Annotated in this window: 14 protein-coding genes; 5 read left to right on the top strand and 9 right to left on the bottom strand. The window is 71.0% G+C overall.

Going from position 1 to position 13,990, the window contains the following annotated elements; genetic code table 11:
• The 4 genes from ACFU97_RS32380 to ACFU97_RS32365 form a co-directional block, all read left to right on the top strand.
• Window positions 1-1,561: MMPL family transporter (locus ACFU97_RS32380; RefSeq protein WP_384263899.1), on the top strand; the 1,561-nt coding region annotated here is incomplete at its 5' end.
• Between the two features lie 74 nt (window positions 1,562-1,635).
• Entirely contained in the window at window positions 1,636-2,145 is a 510-nt protein-coding gene (locus ACFU97_RS32375; protein WP_384263896.1) for a YbaK/EbsC family protein, read from the top strand.
• Window positions 2,142-2,987 (top strand): EamA family transporter, encoded by an 846-nt coding sequence (locus ACFU97_RS32370; protein WP_384263893.1) that lies wholly within the window; start codon window positions 2,142-2,144, stop codon window positions 2,985-2,987. Before ACFU97_RS32375 ends, ACFU97_RS32370 begins: the two co-directional genes overlap by 4 nt.
• Before the next feature lie 55 nt (window positions 2,988-3,042).
• On the top strand, window positions 3,043-3,318 hold the full coding sequence (locus ACFU97_RS32365; RefSeq protein WP_384263890.1) for a DUF1876 domain-containing protein: 276 nt from the start codon (window positions 3,043-3,045) through the stop codon (window positions 3,316-3,318).
• A 21-nt stretch (window positions 3,319-3,339) separates the two neighbouring features.
• Here ACFU97_RS32365 and ACFU97_RS32360 read toward each other — a convergent pair whose 3' ends face one another.
• The 4 genes from ACFU97_RS32360 to ACFU97_RS32345 form a co-directional block, all read right to left on the bottom strand.
• A complete protein-coding gene (locus tag ACFU97_RS32360; RefSeq protein WP_384263887.1) occupies window positions 3,340-4,515 on the bottom strand; it encodes a serine hydrolase domain-containing protein in 1,176 nt (391 codons plus the stop codon).
• A 107-nt stretch (window positions 4,516-4,622) separates the two neighbouring features.
• The gene (locus ACFU97_RS32355; protein ID WP_384263885.1) at window positions 4,623-5,384 is read right to left on the bottom strand and encodes an energy-coupling factor ABC transporter ATP-binding protein; all 762 of its coding nucleotides are present in this window, start codon (window positions 5,382-5,384) and stop codon (window positions 4,623-4,625) included.
• Window positions 5,372-6,133 (bottom strand): cobalt ECF transporter T component CbiQ, encoded by a 762-nt coding sequence (gene cbiQ, locus ACFU97_RS32350; RefSeq protein WP_384263882.1) that lies wholly within the window; start codon window positions 6,131-6,133, stop codon window positions 5,372-5,374. Before cbiQ ends, ACFU97_RS32355 begins: the two co-directional genes overlap by 13 nt.
• 1 nt (window position 6,134) lies before the next feature.
• Complete coding sequence (locus ACFU97_RS32345) at window positions 6,135-7,181, bottom strand: energy-coupling factor ABC transporter permease (RefSeq protein WP_384263880.1); 1,047 nt, start codon at window positions 7,179-7,181, stop codon at window positions 6,135-6,137.
• A 177-nt stretch (window positions 7,182-7,358) separates the two neighbouring features.
• Here ACFU97_RS32345 and ACFU97_RS32340 point away from each other — a divergent pair, with 177 nt between their 5' ends.
• Window positions 7,359-7,706 (top strand): SsgA family sporulation/cell division regulator, encoded by a 348-nt coding sequence (locus ACFU97_RS32340; RefSeq protein ID WP_384263878.1) that lies wholly within the window; start codon window positions 7,359-7,361, stop codon window positions 7,704-7,706.
• Window positions 7,707-7,716: 10 nt separating this feature from the next.
• On the opposite strand, the gene ACFU97_RS32335 is transcribed toward ACFU97_RS32340, so the two are convergent.
• The 5 genes from ACFU97_RS32335 to ACFU97_RS32315 all read right to left on the bottom strand — a co-directional run bounded on the left by ACFU97_RS32335 (window position 7,717) and on the right by ACFU97_RS32315 (window position 13,938).
• On the bottom strand, window positions 7,717-9,387 hold the full coding sequence (locus ACFU97_RS32335; RefSeq protein ID WP_384263876.1) for a penicillin-binding transpeptidase domain-containing protein: 1,671 nt from the start codon (window positions 9,385-9,387) through the stop codon (window positions 7,717-7,719).
• 107 nt (window positions 9,388-9,494) lie between these two features.
• On the bottom strand, window positions 9,495-11,123 hold the full coding sequence (locus ACFU97_RS32330) for a penicillin-binding transpeptidase domain-containing protein (protein WP_384263873.1): 1,629 nt from the start codon (window positions 11,121-11,123) through the stop codon (window positions 9,495-9,497).
• 129 nt (window positions 11,124-11,252) lie between these two features.
• Complete coding sequence (locus tag ACFU97_RS32325) at window positions 11,253-11,564, bottom strand: hypothetical protein (RefSeq protein WP_384263871.1); 312 nt, start codon at window positions 11,562-11,564, stop codon at window positions 11,253-11,255.
• A complete protein-coding gene (locus ACFU97_RS32320; RefSeq protein ID WP_384263868.1) occupies window positions 11,561-12,067 on the bottom strand; it encodes a DUF6232 family protein in 507 nt (168 codons plus the stop codon). The genes ACFU97_RS32325 and ACFU97_RS32320 overlap by 4 nt, the downstream gene beginning before the upstream one ends.
• 128 nt (window positions 12,068-12,195) lie before the next feature.
• Window positions 12,196-13,938, bottom strand: a complete 1,743-nt coding sequence (locus tag ACFU97_RS32315) for a dolichyl-phosphate-mannose--protein mannosyltransferase (protein WP_384263866.1) — start codon at window positions 13,936-13,938, stop codon at window positions 12,196-12,198.
• Window positions 13,939-13,990 lie beyond the last annotated feature (52 nt).

Genomic DNA, 13,990 nt, shown 5'->3' with positions numbered 1-13,990 from the left:
GGCGCTGGACCTCGGCTCGACGACCTCCACCCGGGCCATGATGATCGGCCTCGCGGTCGGCATCGACTACGCCCTGTTCATCGTCTCCCGCTACCGCGCCGAGCTCGCCGAGGGCCGCGAGCGGGAGGAGGCGGCCGGCCGGGCCGTCGGCACGGCGGGCTCCGCGGTGGTCTTCGCGGGCCTGACGGTCGTGATCGCGCTGGTCGGCCTCTCCGTCGTCAACATCCCGATGCTGACCAAGATGGGCGTGGCGGCCGCCGGCACGGTGGCCATCGCGGTGCTGATCGCGCTGACCATGATCCCGGCGCTGCTCGGGTACGCGGGCCGCAAGGTGAAGCCGGCCGGGCAGAAGAGCAAGTTGCTCGGCGGCGGGCGCGCGGCGCGCAAGGCGGCCGAGGGCCGGCCGAACATGGGCACCCGCTGGGCCAGTTTCGTCGTACGCCGGCCCGTGGCGGTCCTGCTGCTGGGCGTGATCGGCCTGGGTGCCGCGGCGGTCCCGGCGGCCTCGCTGGAGCTGGGCCTGGGCGACGACGGCTCGCAGCCCACGTCGACGACGCAGCGCCGGGCGTACGACCTGCTTTCCGAGGGCTTCGGCCCCGGCTTCAACGGTCCGCTGATGGTCGTGGTCGACGCGCAGGACAGCGACAGCCCCAAGGCCGCGGTGGCCAAGGTCACCGACTCCGTCAAGGGCCTGGACGACGTCGCGACGGTCACGCCGGCGACGTACAACAAGGCCGGCGACACCGCGACGATCACGGTGATCCCCGACTCCAAGCCGTCGTCGGCGACGACCGAGGACCTGGTCCACTCCATCCGGGACGCGGGTGCCGCCATCAAGACCGACACGGACGCCACGGTGCTGGTCACCGGCTCGACGGCGATGAACATCGACGTCTCGCAGAAGCTGAACGACGCGCTGATCCCGTACCTGGTGCTGGTGGTCGGTCTGGCCTTCCTCCTGCTGATCGTCGTCTTCCGCTCGATCCTGGTCCCGCTGAAGGCGGCCCTCGGCTTCCTGCTGTCGGTGACGGCGGCCCTGGGCGCGGTCGTGGCCGTCTTCCAGTGGGGCTGGCTGTCCGGGCTGTTGGGCGTGGAGGAGACCGGCCCGGTCATGTCGATGATGCCGATCTTCATGGTCGGCGTGGTCTTCGGCCTCGCGATGGACTACGAGGTCTTCCTCGTGACCCGGATGCGGGAGGCGTACGTCCACGGCGAGCGGCCGAGCCAGGCCGTGGTGACCGGCTTCAAGCACGGTGCGCGGGTGGTCACGGCCGCGGCGGTGATCATGATGGCGGTCTTCGCAGGCTTCATCGGCTCCAGCGAGTCCATGATCAAGATGATCGGCTTCGGCCTCGCGATCGCCGTCTTCTTCGACGCCTTCGTCGTCCGCATGGCCATCGTCCCGGCGGTCCTGGCCCTGCTCGGCAGGCGGGCCTGGTGGCTCCCGAAGTGGCTGGACCGCGCCCTGCCCAACGTGGACGTGGAGGGCGAGGGCCTGCGCACCAAGGGCTCGCGCAAGGACGGCGACCCGGACGAGGACCGGGAGCTGGTCGGGGCCTGAGGCTCCGCCGGTGCGGGGGCGGGCGGCCTTAACCCGGTCGCCTGCCCCCTGCACCGGCCGCTAGCGTGCCGTGCATGACGAGCGTCGACGCCTTTGACAGTTCCGGAGCCCACCCCCGTTTCGCCGCCGCCCTGCACGAGCTGGGGCTGGACGAACTGCACGGCAGGATCCGGCGCTTCCCGGACGCGACGCGCACCGCCGCGGAGGCGGCCGACGCGATCGGCTGCGAGCTGAGCGAGATCTGCAAGTCGCTGATCTTCGCGGCTGACGGAGTCCCGGTGCTGGTGCTGATGGACGGGGCCTCGCGGGTGGACGTCGAGCGGGTGCGCGAGGAACTCGGCGCGCAGAAGGTGACGCGGGCCAAGGCGGACGTCGTCCGGGAGACGACCGGGTACGCCATCGGCGGCGTACCGCCCTTCGGGCACCGGACGAGGACGCGGGTCCTCGCGGACCGTTCGCTGCTGGAGCACGACGTGGTGTGGGCCGCCGCCGGGAACCCGCACGCGGTGTTCCCCATGGAGCCCAAGGACCTGGTCGCCCACGCCGGTGCCGTCCTCGTGGACGTGCGTGAGCGCACCTCGTGACCCCGCCGGTCGCCACGGCCGTCCTGTTCGCGGCGGTCACGCACGCCAGCTGGAACGCGATCGCCCACCGGATCACCGACAAGCTGGTCGGGTTCACGCTGATCGCGGGCGGCGGCATGCTCATCGGGCTGCTGATGGTGCCGTTCACGGCCGTCCCGGCGTCCGGGGCCTGGCCGTATCTCGGCGCCTCCGCCGTCATCCACCTCGCCTACTACGTCCTGCTGATGCGGTCCTTCCGGCTCGGTGACTTCGGGCAGGCGTACCCGATCGCGCGCGGCACCGCGCCGCTCGTGGTCACGCTCCTCGCCGCCCTGTTCGCCCACGAGGTGCCGGACGGCTGGGCGGCCGCGGGCATCGCCCTCTCCTGCGCCGGGCTGACGGGTGTGGCCCTGTGGGGACTGCGCGGGCGCCGGCCGAACTGGGCCGCCGTCGGCGCGGCCCTCGCCACCGGCCTGACCATCGCCGGCTACACGGTCGTGGACGGCCTCGGTGTCCGTGCCTCGGGCTCCTCGCTCGGCTACATCGCCTGGCTGATGGCGCTGGAGGGGATTGCGCTCCCCGCCTACGCGCTGTACCGGTGGCGGGGCGAATTCAGCACCATGCTCCGGCCGTTCGCGGCGCTCGGCCTGCTCGGCGCCGCCCTGTCCGTGCTCGCGTACGGCCTCGTCCTGTGGGCCCAGACCAGGGCCGAACTGGCACCGATCGCGGCCCTGCGCGAGTCCTCCATCATCGTCGGCGCGGCGATCGGCGCCGTCTTCTTCAAGGAGCGCTTCGGGGCGCCCAGGATCGCCGCGGCGGGGCTGCTCGTCGCCGGGATCGGCTTGATGCTGCACGCCGGGTAGGCGCCGCGGCCCGCCGAGGAGCACCCTGGAAGCAGGTCTTCCGGAGGTGATCGTCATGATGCACACCGCAGTGGGATGGCATGTCGAGCTGGAATTCCAGGAGGACGGCCAGCACACGCGGGCGGTCGCGATGGTGCGCCTGTCCGACGGCAGCGAGATCCGGGCCCACGGTCGCGCGAGCCGGCACGACTCCGATGCCGATCAGCCGCGGGTGGGCGAGGAGATCGCGGGCGCGCGGGCGCTCAACGAACTGGCCATGCAGCTGCTGACCAAGGCGCACGGGGAGATCGACTCGGCGTCGGGGCGGACCTCGCACTCGATCAACGTCTGAGCCGCGCCCGTACCGGCCCGCTCACGCGGCGATCGCACCCTGCACGGCACGGACCAGCGCCTGCGCCCGCGGGTCCGCCGTCACGCTCTTGCGGAACCCGTTGGTGACATAGCCGAAGGCGATGCCCGAGGCGGGGTCGGCGAAACCGAGGGCGCCGCCGCGGCCCGGGTGGCCGAAGGAGGTGGGGGAGAGCAGGGGGGACGCCGCCCCGTGCAGCATGTAGCCGAGGCCGAACCGGGTGGGCACGACCAGCACGCGGTCCGGCCCGGCGCTGCGTTCGCCGCGGGCCAGCTCGACCGTCTCCGGGGTGAACAGCCGCGTGCCGCCGTCCACTTCGCCGATCAGCGAGGCGTAGAAACGCGCCAGGCCCTCCGCCGTCGCGATGCCGTTGGAGGCGGGCAGGGCGGCGGCGCGGTAGGCGGGGTCGTTCTCGTCGGGCATCGGCGTGATCGCCGCGAAGGCCCGGCAGGTCAGGGAGTCCGGGTCCGCGTAGGCGTCGGCGACCGCACGCTTGGGGCGGGTCTTCAGGCCGCGGGGGTCCGCGGGCGGCTCGATCTTGCCCACCCGGCCGGCCCGCGCCGCCTCGGCGGCGGGCAGCCCCAGCCACAGGTCCGCGCCGGCCGGTCCGGCGATCTCGTCCGCGACCCACGCGCCGATCCCGCGGCCGGTGACCCGCCGCACCAGCTCGCCCGTGAGCCAGCTGTACGTCTGCGCGTGGTACCCGTGGTCCGTGCCGGGCTCCCACACCGGTGCCTGGGCCGCGACGGCCTCGGCGCCGAGGACGGGGTCGAGGGCCTCGGCGGGCGTCAGCGGGCGGTCGAGCGCGGGGACGCCGGCGCGGTGCGCGAGGAGCTGCCACACCCGCGTGCGCTCCTTGCCCGCCGCCTTGAACTCCGGCCAGTACTCGCCGACCGGTGCGTCCAGGTCCAGCTCGCCGCGCTGGTTGAGCAGCAGGAGCGCGGCGGCGGCGACGCCCTTGGTCGCCGAGCGCACGATCTGGGCGGTGCCGTGCTCCCAGGGCGCTGCCCCGTCGGCGTCGTCGTCGACGTTCTTGGCGCCGCCCCACAGGTCGACGACCTTGTGCCCGTCGCGGTAGACGGCGACGGCCGCGCCGCGGTCGCCCAGCGTCTCGAAGTTGCGGGCGAACGCCTCCCGGACCGGCTCGAAGCCCTCGGCCACCGCACCGTTGACGTTCACGTGTACTTCCCTCCGGTTCACCTGAGACTGTGCGGGTAACGCCCGCGCGCAGCCTGCGATTCCCCGGCGCCGCCGGTCCGGCCGGATCGTCATGGCGATGTTGCCCGTCACGCCCCCATGGTCACGGAGCGTGGGTCGAAGCCGAACGGCAGCTCCAGGCGGTGGGCGCGCATCAGGTCCTCGTCGGAGAGGAGCTCGCCCGTCTTCCCGTCCGCCGCGATCACGCCCTCGCTGAGGATCAGGGAGCGCGGGCACAGCTCCAGGGCGTACGGCAGGTCGTGCGTGACCATGAGGACGGTGACGTCCAACGAGCGCAGGATGTCGGCCAGTTCGCGGCGGGAGGCCGGGTCGAGGTTGGAGGAGGGCTCGTCCAGGACGAGGATCTCCGGCTCCATGGCGAGCACGGTCGCCACCGCCACCCGGCGCCGCTGACCGAAGGAGAGGTGGTGCGGCGGCCGGTCCTTGAACTCGGCCATGCCGACCTGCGCGAGGGCCCGGTCGACCCGCTCCTCCAGCTCGGGGCCCTTCAGCCCGGCCGCCGCCGGACCGAACGCCACGTCCTCGCGGACCGTCGGCATGAACAGCTGGTCGTCCGGGTCCTGGAAGACGATGCCGACCCGGCGCCGGATCTCCGCCATGTCCCGCTTGCCGACGGGCAGTCCGGCCACCCGCACCGTGCCCGCGCCGCCCTGGAGGATGCCGTTGAGGTGCAGCACCAGGGTCGTCTTGCCGGCGCCGTTCGGGCCGAGCAGCGCGACCCGCTCACCGCGCCCGACGGCGAAGTCCACGCCGAACAGCGCCTGATGACCGTCGGGGTAGGCGAAGGCGAGGCCGGAGACCTCTAGCGAAGGAGTACTCACAGGGTCCATCCCAGCAGGCAGACGACGAGGGCGGCGACGGGGAGGGCGAGTGCGTACGACCACTGCGCCCGGGACGCGGTCACCTCGTCGATCACCGGCATCGACCCGGCGTAGCCACGGCTGACCATGGCGAGGTGGACGCGCTCCCCGCGTTCGTAGGAGCGGATGAACAGGGCGCCGGCCGATTTCGCGAGCACGCCCCAGTGGCGCACGCCGCGCGCCTCGAAGCCGCGGGACTCCCGCGCGATCCGCATCCGCCGCATCTCGTCGGTGATGACGTCGCCGTAGCGGATCATGAAGGACGCGATCTGCACCAGCAGCGGCGGGAGCTTCAGCCGCTGCAGTCCCAGCAGGAGTTCGCGCAGTTCCGTGGTGCCGGCCAGCAGCACCGACGCGGCGACGCCCAGGGTGCCCTTGGCCAGCACGTTCCACGCGCCCCACAGGCCGTTGACGCTCAGCGGCAGACCCAGGACGTCGACGTGCTCACCCCCGGCCACGAACGGCATCAGGACGGCGAACGCGACGAACGGCACCTCGATCAGCAGCCGCTTGAGCAGGAAGCCGGCGGGCACGCGCGCGAGGCGCGCGACGGCGCCGAGCAGGACGGCGTACAGCGCGAACGCCCACATCGCCTCGCGCGGCGTCGAGACCACGACCACCACGAAGGCGAAGGCGGCGGCCAGCTTGGTGTGCGGCGGCAGGGCGTGCACGGGCGAGTGCCCGTGCCGGTAGAGCCGGTGCGCGTGCCCGGCGCCCATGTCAGACGTTCTCCACGGCCGTGGGCGACACGTCCGTGCTCCGCCGCCTGCGCACCGCCCAGAACACGCCGCTGCCCGCGACGACGGTCACGCCGACGCCGATCACGCCCGCCAGCCCCCCGGACAGGCGGGCGTCACCGACGTCCTTGACCCCGTAGCCGGCGAGCGGCGAGTCCGACGACGCGTGCCTGCCCGTCTCCTTGTCGATGCCCTGGTCGTGGGCGACCTTCTCCAGCCCGTCGGGGCTGGCGGAGGCGTAGAAGCTGACGAAGCCCGCGAGGACCAGCGAGGTCACCAGGCCGGTGAGCCACAGCTTGCGACGGGAGGCGCGGGCCGCCACGGGCACCGCAGTGGTGGGCGCGTCCACCAGCTCGCCGTTCACCCGCAGCTTGAGCCGCTGCTGGAGCCCGCGCGCGCCGTACACCAGGTCGGGGCGTACGGCGATGACGGCGCCCACGGTGAGGGCGGTGATGGCCGCCTCGCCGATGCCGATCAGGACGTGCACGCCGATCATCGCGGTGGCGACCTTGCCGATGGCGATGTCGGTGGTGCCGCCGATCGCGTAGAGGAAGGTGAACATCACGGCGGCGGCCGGCACGGACAGCAGCGCGGCGGCGAAGGACGCCACGGTCACCGAGCGGCGCGTGCGCGGGAGCACCTTCACCAGGCCGCGGAAGACGGCGTACCCGACGACCGTGGTGACGATCGCCATGTCCGTGATGTTCACGCCGAGCGCGGTCAGGCCGCCGTCCGCGAAGAGGATGCCCTGCATCAGCAGGACCACGGACACGCACAGCACACCCGTGTAGGGGCCGACGAGGATCGCCGCGAGCGCGCCGCCGAGCAGATGGCCGCTGGTCCCCGCCGCGACGGGGAAGTTCAGCATCTGCACGGCGAAGATGAACGCCGCCACGAGCCCGGCCAACGGCGCCGCCCGCTCGTCGAGTTCGCGGCGCGCGCCGCGCAGGCTCACGGCGATGGCGCCCGCGGCGGCGACGCCGGTCACGGCGGAGGTGGGAGCGTTGATGAATCCGTCAGGCACATGCACCGTTCGATGATAGATGCTTATTGCGAACTGATTGCAAGAGCGAGGGGCTCGTTCATCGCGGACGGGCGCATGTGAGATGCACCGCCGCCAGGGGGTGTGATCGGGAAAATATGGGACATTAGGTAGGGGTGGACGGACAGATTCCATACGGGTCACGCAGCGTGAGAGGGCCGTACGATGGCTGTAGTCGAGCAGTACGCACGAGCCCACATCGTCACGGACGCCGTCATACCCGATGACGAGGCCGTCCCCGTCGTCCTGCGCTACGACCCCGAGACCGACCCCCGGTCGGTACGGGTCGGCCTTCCCGGGACGCACGAGTGGACGTTCTCGCGCTCGCTCCTGGAGCAGGGCCTGCGCGCCCCGACCGGCGCCGGTGACGTCCGCGTCTGGCCGTGCGGGCGGGTGCAGGCGATCGTCGAACTCCACTCGGCGCAGGGCGTGTCGGTCGTGCAGTTCGAGAGCAAGGCCCTGCTGCGGTTCCTGCGCCGCACCTACATGGCCGCGGCGCCGGTCACCCGCTGACGAGCCGCCGTCAGCCGCCCATCTTCAGCAGTGCCGCCACGATGGGGCCCGCCGTGTCACCGCCGTGGCCGCCCGCCTGGACGACGCCCGAGGCCGCGAGGTCGCCGCAGTAGGCGGTGAACCAGCCGTTCGGCTTCTTCTGGCCGTCGACCTCGGCCGACCCCGTCTTGGCCCCGCAGCCCGAACCCAGCCCCGCCATCGCCTTGGCCGCCGTGCCGTACCGGGCCGTGTAGGACATGACGTCCTTCAGCTCGGCCTGCGTCGTCGACGACATCGTGCGCGAGGCCTTCGCCAGCGTGCGGTTGTCCACCGACGGCGAGACCAGGTACGGCTGGTGGAAGGTGCCGGAGGACACCGTCGACGACACCGACGCCATGTTCAGCGGGTTCATGCGCACCCCGCCCTGGCCGATCAGCGAGGCGCCCATCTGCGCGCCGCTCATCACCGGCACCGAGCCGTCGAAGGACGGGACGCCGATGGCCCAGTTGTTCAGGCCGAGGCCGTAGACCTGCTGGGCCTCCGTGGTGAGGTCGCTGTTGGACAGCTTCGGCGCGAAGTTGATGAAGGCGTTGTTGCAGGAGGCCCCGAAGGCCAGCTTGAACGTGCCCTTCTTGATCTCCGAGTCGTCGTCGTTGTGGAACGTCCAGCCCGCGAGCTTGTACGTCTTGGGGCAGGGGTGCGAGTCGTTCGGGTGGACGAGGTCCTTCTCGAAGAGCATCGTCGACGTCACGACCTTCATCGTGGAACCGGGTGCGAGGGACCCCTGGAAGGCGACGTTGAAGCTGTGGCTGTTGTTCGCCACGGCCAGGATCTCGCCCGTCGAGGGGCGCATCACGACCACGGACGACTTCGGCTTGGCGGCGACCTGCTGCTCGGCCGCCGCCTCCAGGGTCGGGCTCAACGTGGTCTTGACCTTGCCCGGCGTGCCCTCGCTCAGCGTCAGCAGCGTCTTGTCGGAGAGCTTGGCCTTGTCGGACTCCTTGCCGCGCACCACGCGCAGCTCGATGCCCGCCTTGCCGCCGGCGATCTTGCCGTACTTCTCGCGCAGTCCGTCCAGCACCGGGCCCAGGGACGGGTACTTGGCGGTCGTCAGCTCGCCGCCGTCACGGTCGTAGGCCTTGACCGGCGGGGTGCCGGACTCGCCGGTGACCAGGGTGTCGCCGTCCTCGAGATCGGGGTGGACGACGGCGGAGTGCCAGTCGACCTGCGGCTTGCCGGTCGCCTTGTTCCGTACGACCGTCAGCGAGCTCTCGTACGCCAGCGGCTTGGTGGTGCCCTTGTAGGAGACCGTGCCCTTGACGGAGAAGGGGACCTTGTCGCCGGTGCGGGCGCCGGCGGTGAGCGTGACGTCCTTGACGTGGGCGCTCGTGGCGTAGCCGGTGAGCAGGCCCGTGGCCGCCGCCGGGTCGCTGGTGACGGCGGCGGCCTGGCTCGCCTTGCCCTTCTGCCAGGACGTGAGGAACGTCGTGGACGCCGACCGGATCTCCTGGGCCGACAGGGGCCCGGTCTTGACCTTGGGCTTGTTGTCGGAGGACGAGGTCGTCGACCCGTCGTCGGCCGCCGAGCCGCCGGTCAGCGCGTACGCGCCGACGCCCACGCCGACGACGACCACGGCGATCATTCCGCCGATCACGGCGGGCTTGGTCTTCCGTCGCTCTTCGACGCGCCTTCTGTTGCCCACTGCTCCCGATCCTCCGCAAGATCCCCAGGGTCCCCTCAGGGCCCTGGCTCAGCCCCCATCCATCCAACGACGGCAACAGCCTAGAGTCCCGTCCTCAACGGGTGACTTCAGGAGCCACTCCGTAGCACAGCTGCGACAATCGGACCCGCCGCGTCGATGCCGTGACCGCCGTCCTGGGTCATGGCCGCGGCCGCCACGTCGTTGCGGTAACCCGTGAACCAGCTGTTGGACTTCGACTGACCGTCCACCTCGGCGGAACCGGTCTTCGCGCCGACGCTGCCGCTCAGGCCCGCCATCACGCCGGCCGCGGTGCCGCTGGTCGCGGTGCGGTTCATCATCGAGCGCAGCTGGGCCACCGTGCTCGCCGACAAGCCCTGGGCGGTGGCGATCTCGCGGTCGTCCAGCTTCGGGGAGACGACGATCGGCTGGCGGAAGCGGCCCGTCATCGCGGTCGCCGTCACCGACGCCATGTTCAGCGGGCTCATCTGGACCTGGCCCTGGCCGATCATGTTGGCCGCCGTGTCGGGGCCGCCGGAGGCCGGGACCGAGCCGTCGAAGGACGGGATGCCGGTCTTCCAGTTGTCCTGGCCCAGTCCGAAGCGGTTCTCGGCCTCCTTGGTGAGGGAGTCCACCTTCACCTCGTCCGCGTACTTCACGAAGGCCGTGTTGCAGGAGCGGGCGAAGCTGTCGGCGAGGGTGGCCTTCTCGTTCGGGGGCATGTTCTTGAGATTGTGGAAGGTCTGGCTCTGCCACACGGCCTCGTTCGGGCACGGAGCCGGGCCGTTCATGCTGGTGATGCCGTTGTCGATGAGCGTGGCCGCGCTGAGGATCTTCATCGTGGAGCCGGGGGCCAGCTTCCCCAGGAAGGCCGCGTTGAAGCCGTCGTCGCGGTGGTTGGCGATGGCGAGCACCTCGCCGGTGCTCGGCTTGACGGCCACCACGGACGACTCGGCGTACTTCTTCACCGCCTGCTCGGCCGCCGCCTGTGCGGTCGCGCTGAGCGTGGTTTTGAGCTTGCCCGACCTGCCCTTGGCCAGCGTCACCAGCGTGGTGTCGGCCGTGTCCGCGGCGTCGTGCCGGATGGCGAGTTCGATGCCGGGGGTGCCGCCCGCGTCGTCGCCGTACTTGGCGCGCAGCTCGTCCAGGATCGGGCCGAGCGAGGGGTACTTCTCCTTGGTCAGGACGGCGCCGTTGCGGTCCACCGCCTCGATCTCGGGGGTCGACGACTCGCCCGTGACCAGGGTGTCGCCCTTCCGGAGCTGGGGGTGGACGACGGACGGCTGCCAGTCGACCAGGGGCCGGCCGGTGGTCTGGCCGCGCACCACCGTGAGCTCGCTGCGGTACGTCAGCGGCTTGGACCTCCCGTCGTACGACACCGTTGCCTTGACCGTGAAAGGCACGGTCGGGCCCTGCGCGGCGCCGGGGGTGATCCGCACGCCCTTGATGTGCGCGTCCTGGCCGTAGGCGGTCAGCAGCGGTTGGGCCGCCGCGTCGTTGTTCGTGTACGTCGCCGCCTCGGCGGCCTGCCCCTTCTCCCAGGCGGCGAAGAACTTCTTGGACGTCTCCTTGATCTCGTCGCCGCTCGGCGGCCCGCTCTTCACGTGCGTTCCGCTGGCCCCCGGCCCCGCGGAGTCGCTGTTCAGCGCGGACACGATGTTGTAGGCGCCGTAGCCGGCTCCACCCACCATCACGGCGAAAACACTGCCGATGACGGCGGTTTTTACCCCCTTGCCCATGAAAGGGCCCCCTCCCCGTTCCCCAGTGGTGTGCGGGATTCTTTCTGAACACGTTCAAGAAGAATCCCGCACGGGCACATTACGCGGTGGAGGTGGCCAACGGGGCGGGTGTTCCCCGATTGTTAGCGCTTACCTGAGCCCCGCGGCCTCCATCAGCCGCTGGGCCGCACCGAGGACGGGGGCGCCCACGTCGCCGACCAGGGCGGCCACCCCGGCGACGGAGACCAGCGCCCGGCGCAGCCGGCCCCGGTCCTGCTCGCCGGCGCGCAGCACCGCGACGGAGCCGTCGATGACCTCCCGCTCACTCGCGGAGACCCGCTCCCGCAACTGAAGCGCCGCGCGCACCAGTTGCTCCAGCGCGTCCTGCGCGGGCACCGCGCCCTCGCTCTTGACGATGCCGATGTTGTGGTCCCCCCACTGCATCACCGAGTCGCCGCTCATGTGGTCACCTTGCCGACGTTGTGGTCGCCGAACTGGTAGATGCTGTCGCCGCTGATGTTGTACGTCGGCATCTGGTAGTGGAACTGGACCTCCGGGTTGTCCATCGCCTCCATGAGCTGGTGGAAGAGCTGGTCCATCAGCTTCTGGTCGTCGCTGGTCAGCGCGGTCTGCGGCGTCCCGGACGTGGTGATCTGCAGGACGTACAGCGTCGGCGCGTTCAGCACCTTCTGCAGCTCCAGCCACCCGCGAACGGCAAGCCCGGCGGCGACGAGCACGATCACCGTGCCGACCAGCCCCGACGCCCCCATCATCCCCAGGCCGAAGAGCAGCACCGCCGCCTGGATGATCACGCCCTTGACGAACTTCGACCGGGCCGCGGCGCGGTTGGGCACCAGCTCCCGCATCGAGGTGCGGGCGATGTTGCGCAGCGGATAGGTGTCCGACCCGATCCACAGCGCGCCCTTGCTGACATGCACGTCGGTGATGTCGCGTGAATACGACATGCGTCACTCCCCCCTGTTTCTCCGAAAGAGGAGTAGACGGTATTGAATGCCGGGCTGATGAAATTACATAAGCTGCGAAGTGACGTTTTTTGACCGCATTCCCGCCATATGTCAGCCGAACATGGCTGCTACACCCACGTATCCAGCCACATCCTGGAGCGCCACTCGTCGATCGGGATGGCCGTGCCCGTGTACAGGGGCCAGAAGTAGATGAAGTTCCAGGCGATCAGGAGGACCAGGACGCCCGCGCCCGTCGCGCCCGCCACGCGGCGGGTGTCGCTGGAGCCCGGGGGACCGATGATCGCGCCGAGGAGCATCGCCACCGCGAGGCACAGGAACGGGACGAAGACGACGGCGTAGAAGAAGAAGATCGTCCGCTCCTGGTACATGAACCAGGGGAGGTAGCCCGCCGCGATGCCGCAGGCGATCGCGCCCGCGCGCCAGTCGCGGCGGAAGAACCAGCGCCACAGGACGTACAGGAGCGCGAAGCAGGCCACCCACCACAGCAGCGGCGTGCCGATCGCCAGCACCTCGCGCGCGCACTTGCCGCCCGCGTTCGCCGGGCAGCCGTCCGTGCCGGGCGAGGGGGACTCGTAGAAGTACGAGACCGGGCGGCCGTCGACGAGCCAGCTCCACGGGTTGGACATGTACGTGTGCGGCGAGGACAGGCCGACGTGGAACTTGTAGACCTCGTGCTCGTAGTGCCACAGGCTGCGCCACCAGTCCGGGAACAGCCAGGTCCACATGCCGCCCTTGCCGTCGGTGGCGGCCCAGTTGCGGAAGTAGCCGCCGGAGCCGTCCGTGGGCGAGAGGATCCAGCCGATCCAGGAGAGCAGGTAGGTGGCGATCGCGACCGGCACCATGGCCAGTGCCGTGATGCCCGTGTCCCGCAGCAGCACCGTGCTGTACGGGTGCTGCGCGCCGGCCACCTTGCGCGAGCCGACGTCCCACAGCACCGCCATCACACAGAAGGCGGCCAGGATGTACAGGCCGTTCCACTTGGTGCCGATGGCGAGGCCGAGCAGCAGGCCGGCCGTCCAGCGCCAGGGACGCCAGCCGAAGCGTGTCGTCTCCGCCGTGTGCGCGTCCGGGCGGACGCGGCCGTCCGCGTCGGCCGGCAGCGCGGCGGCGAGTTTCTCCCGTGTCCTGTCGCGGTCGATGACCAGGCAGCCGAACGCGGCCAGCACGAAGAACATCAGCACACCGTCGAGCAGCGAGGTGCGGGCCATGACGAAGGCCAGCCCGTCGACCGCCATCAGCGCGCCCGCCAGGCAGCCGAGGAAGGTCGAGCGGAAGATGCGGCGCCCGATCCGGCACAGCATCAGCACCGACAGCGTGCCGAGCAGCGCGGTCATGAACCGCCAGCCGAACGGGTCGAAGCCGAAGATCAGTTCGCCGAGTCCGATGACGTACTTGCCGACCGGCGGATGCACCACGTACGCGGCGTCGGTCGGGATCTTCACATGCCCGTGCGTCTGGAGGATCAGGTCGTTGGCGTTCTTGTCCCAGTTGACCTCGTAGCCGCGGTGGACGAGCGCCCAGGCGTCCTTGGCGTAGTACGTCTCGTCGAATATCACCGCCTTCGGGCTGCCCAGGTGCCAGAACCGCATGACGCCCGCCATCAGCGTGACCAGCAGCGGACCGCCCCAGCCCGACCAGCGCGTGATCCGCTCGGCGAGCGCCGGCCGCGCCCCCAGGACCTGCCACAGCCGCGGGCTCGCCCGGACGTACGGCGGCACCAGACGCTCCCGTACGTCGACTCTCGGCCCCGCCGAGTATCCGAAACGGCGCAGCCGCTGCTGCCACGACGGCCGCTGGTCTTGCGGGGCCTGGCCTTGCCGGGTGTCCGGGGAGGACGCGGTACTGGTCACCGCGCCATCGTAGGGAACCGTGCTGTGTGAGTCCCGTGCATGGGCGGTAACG

This window comes from Streptomyces sp. NPDC057616 (assembly GCF_042800575.1).
In the GTDB taxonomy this organism is placed as follows: domain Bacteria; phylum Actinomycetota; class Actinomycetes; order Streptomycetales; family Streptomycetaceae; genus Streptomyces.
The sequence above is the reverse complement of the archived record's forward strand: the minus strand, read 5'-3'. Positions and strand labels throughout refer to the sequence as shown.

Coding starts and splice junctions, on each gene's coding strand:
- ACFU97_RS32375 (WP_384263896.1), top strand. CDS start 1,636: ATGACGAGCGTCGACGCCTTTGACAGTTCCGGAGCCCACCCCCGTTTC.
- ACFU97_RS32365 (WP_384263890.1), top strand. CDS start 3,043: ATGATGCACACCGCAGTGGGATGGCATGTCGAGCTGGAATTCCAGGAG.
- ACFU97_RS32355 (WP_384263885.1), bottom strand. CDS start 5,384: ATGGACCCTGTGAGTACTCCTTCGCTAGAGGTCTCCGGCCTCGCCTTC.
- cbiQ (WP_384263882.1), bottom strand. CDS start 6,133: ATGGGCGCCGGGCACGCGCACCGGCTCTACCGGCACGGGCACTCGCCC.
- ACFU97_RS32340 (WP_384263878.1), top strand. CDS start 7,359: ATGGCTGTAGTCGAGCAGTACGCACGAGCCCACATCGTCACGGACGCC.
- ACFU97_RS32330 (WP_384263873.1), bottom strand. CDS start 11,123: ATGGGCAAGGGGGTAAAAACCGCCGTCATCGGCAGTGTTTTCGCCGTG.
- ACFU97_RS32325 (WP_384263871.1), bottom strand. CDS start 11,564: ATGAGCGGCGACTCGGTGATGCAGTGGGGGGACCACAACATCGGCATC.
- ACFU97_RS32320 (WP_384263868.1), bottom strand. CDS start 12,067: ATGTCGTATTCACGCGACATCACCGACGTGCATGTCAGCAAGGGCGCG.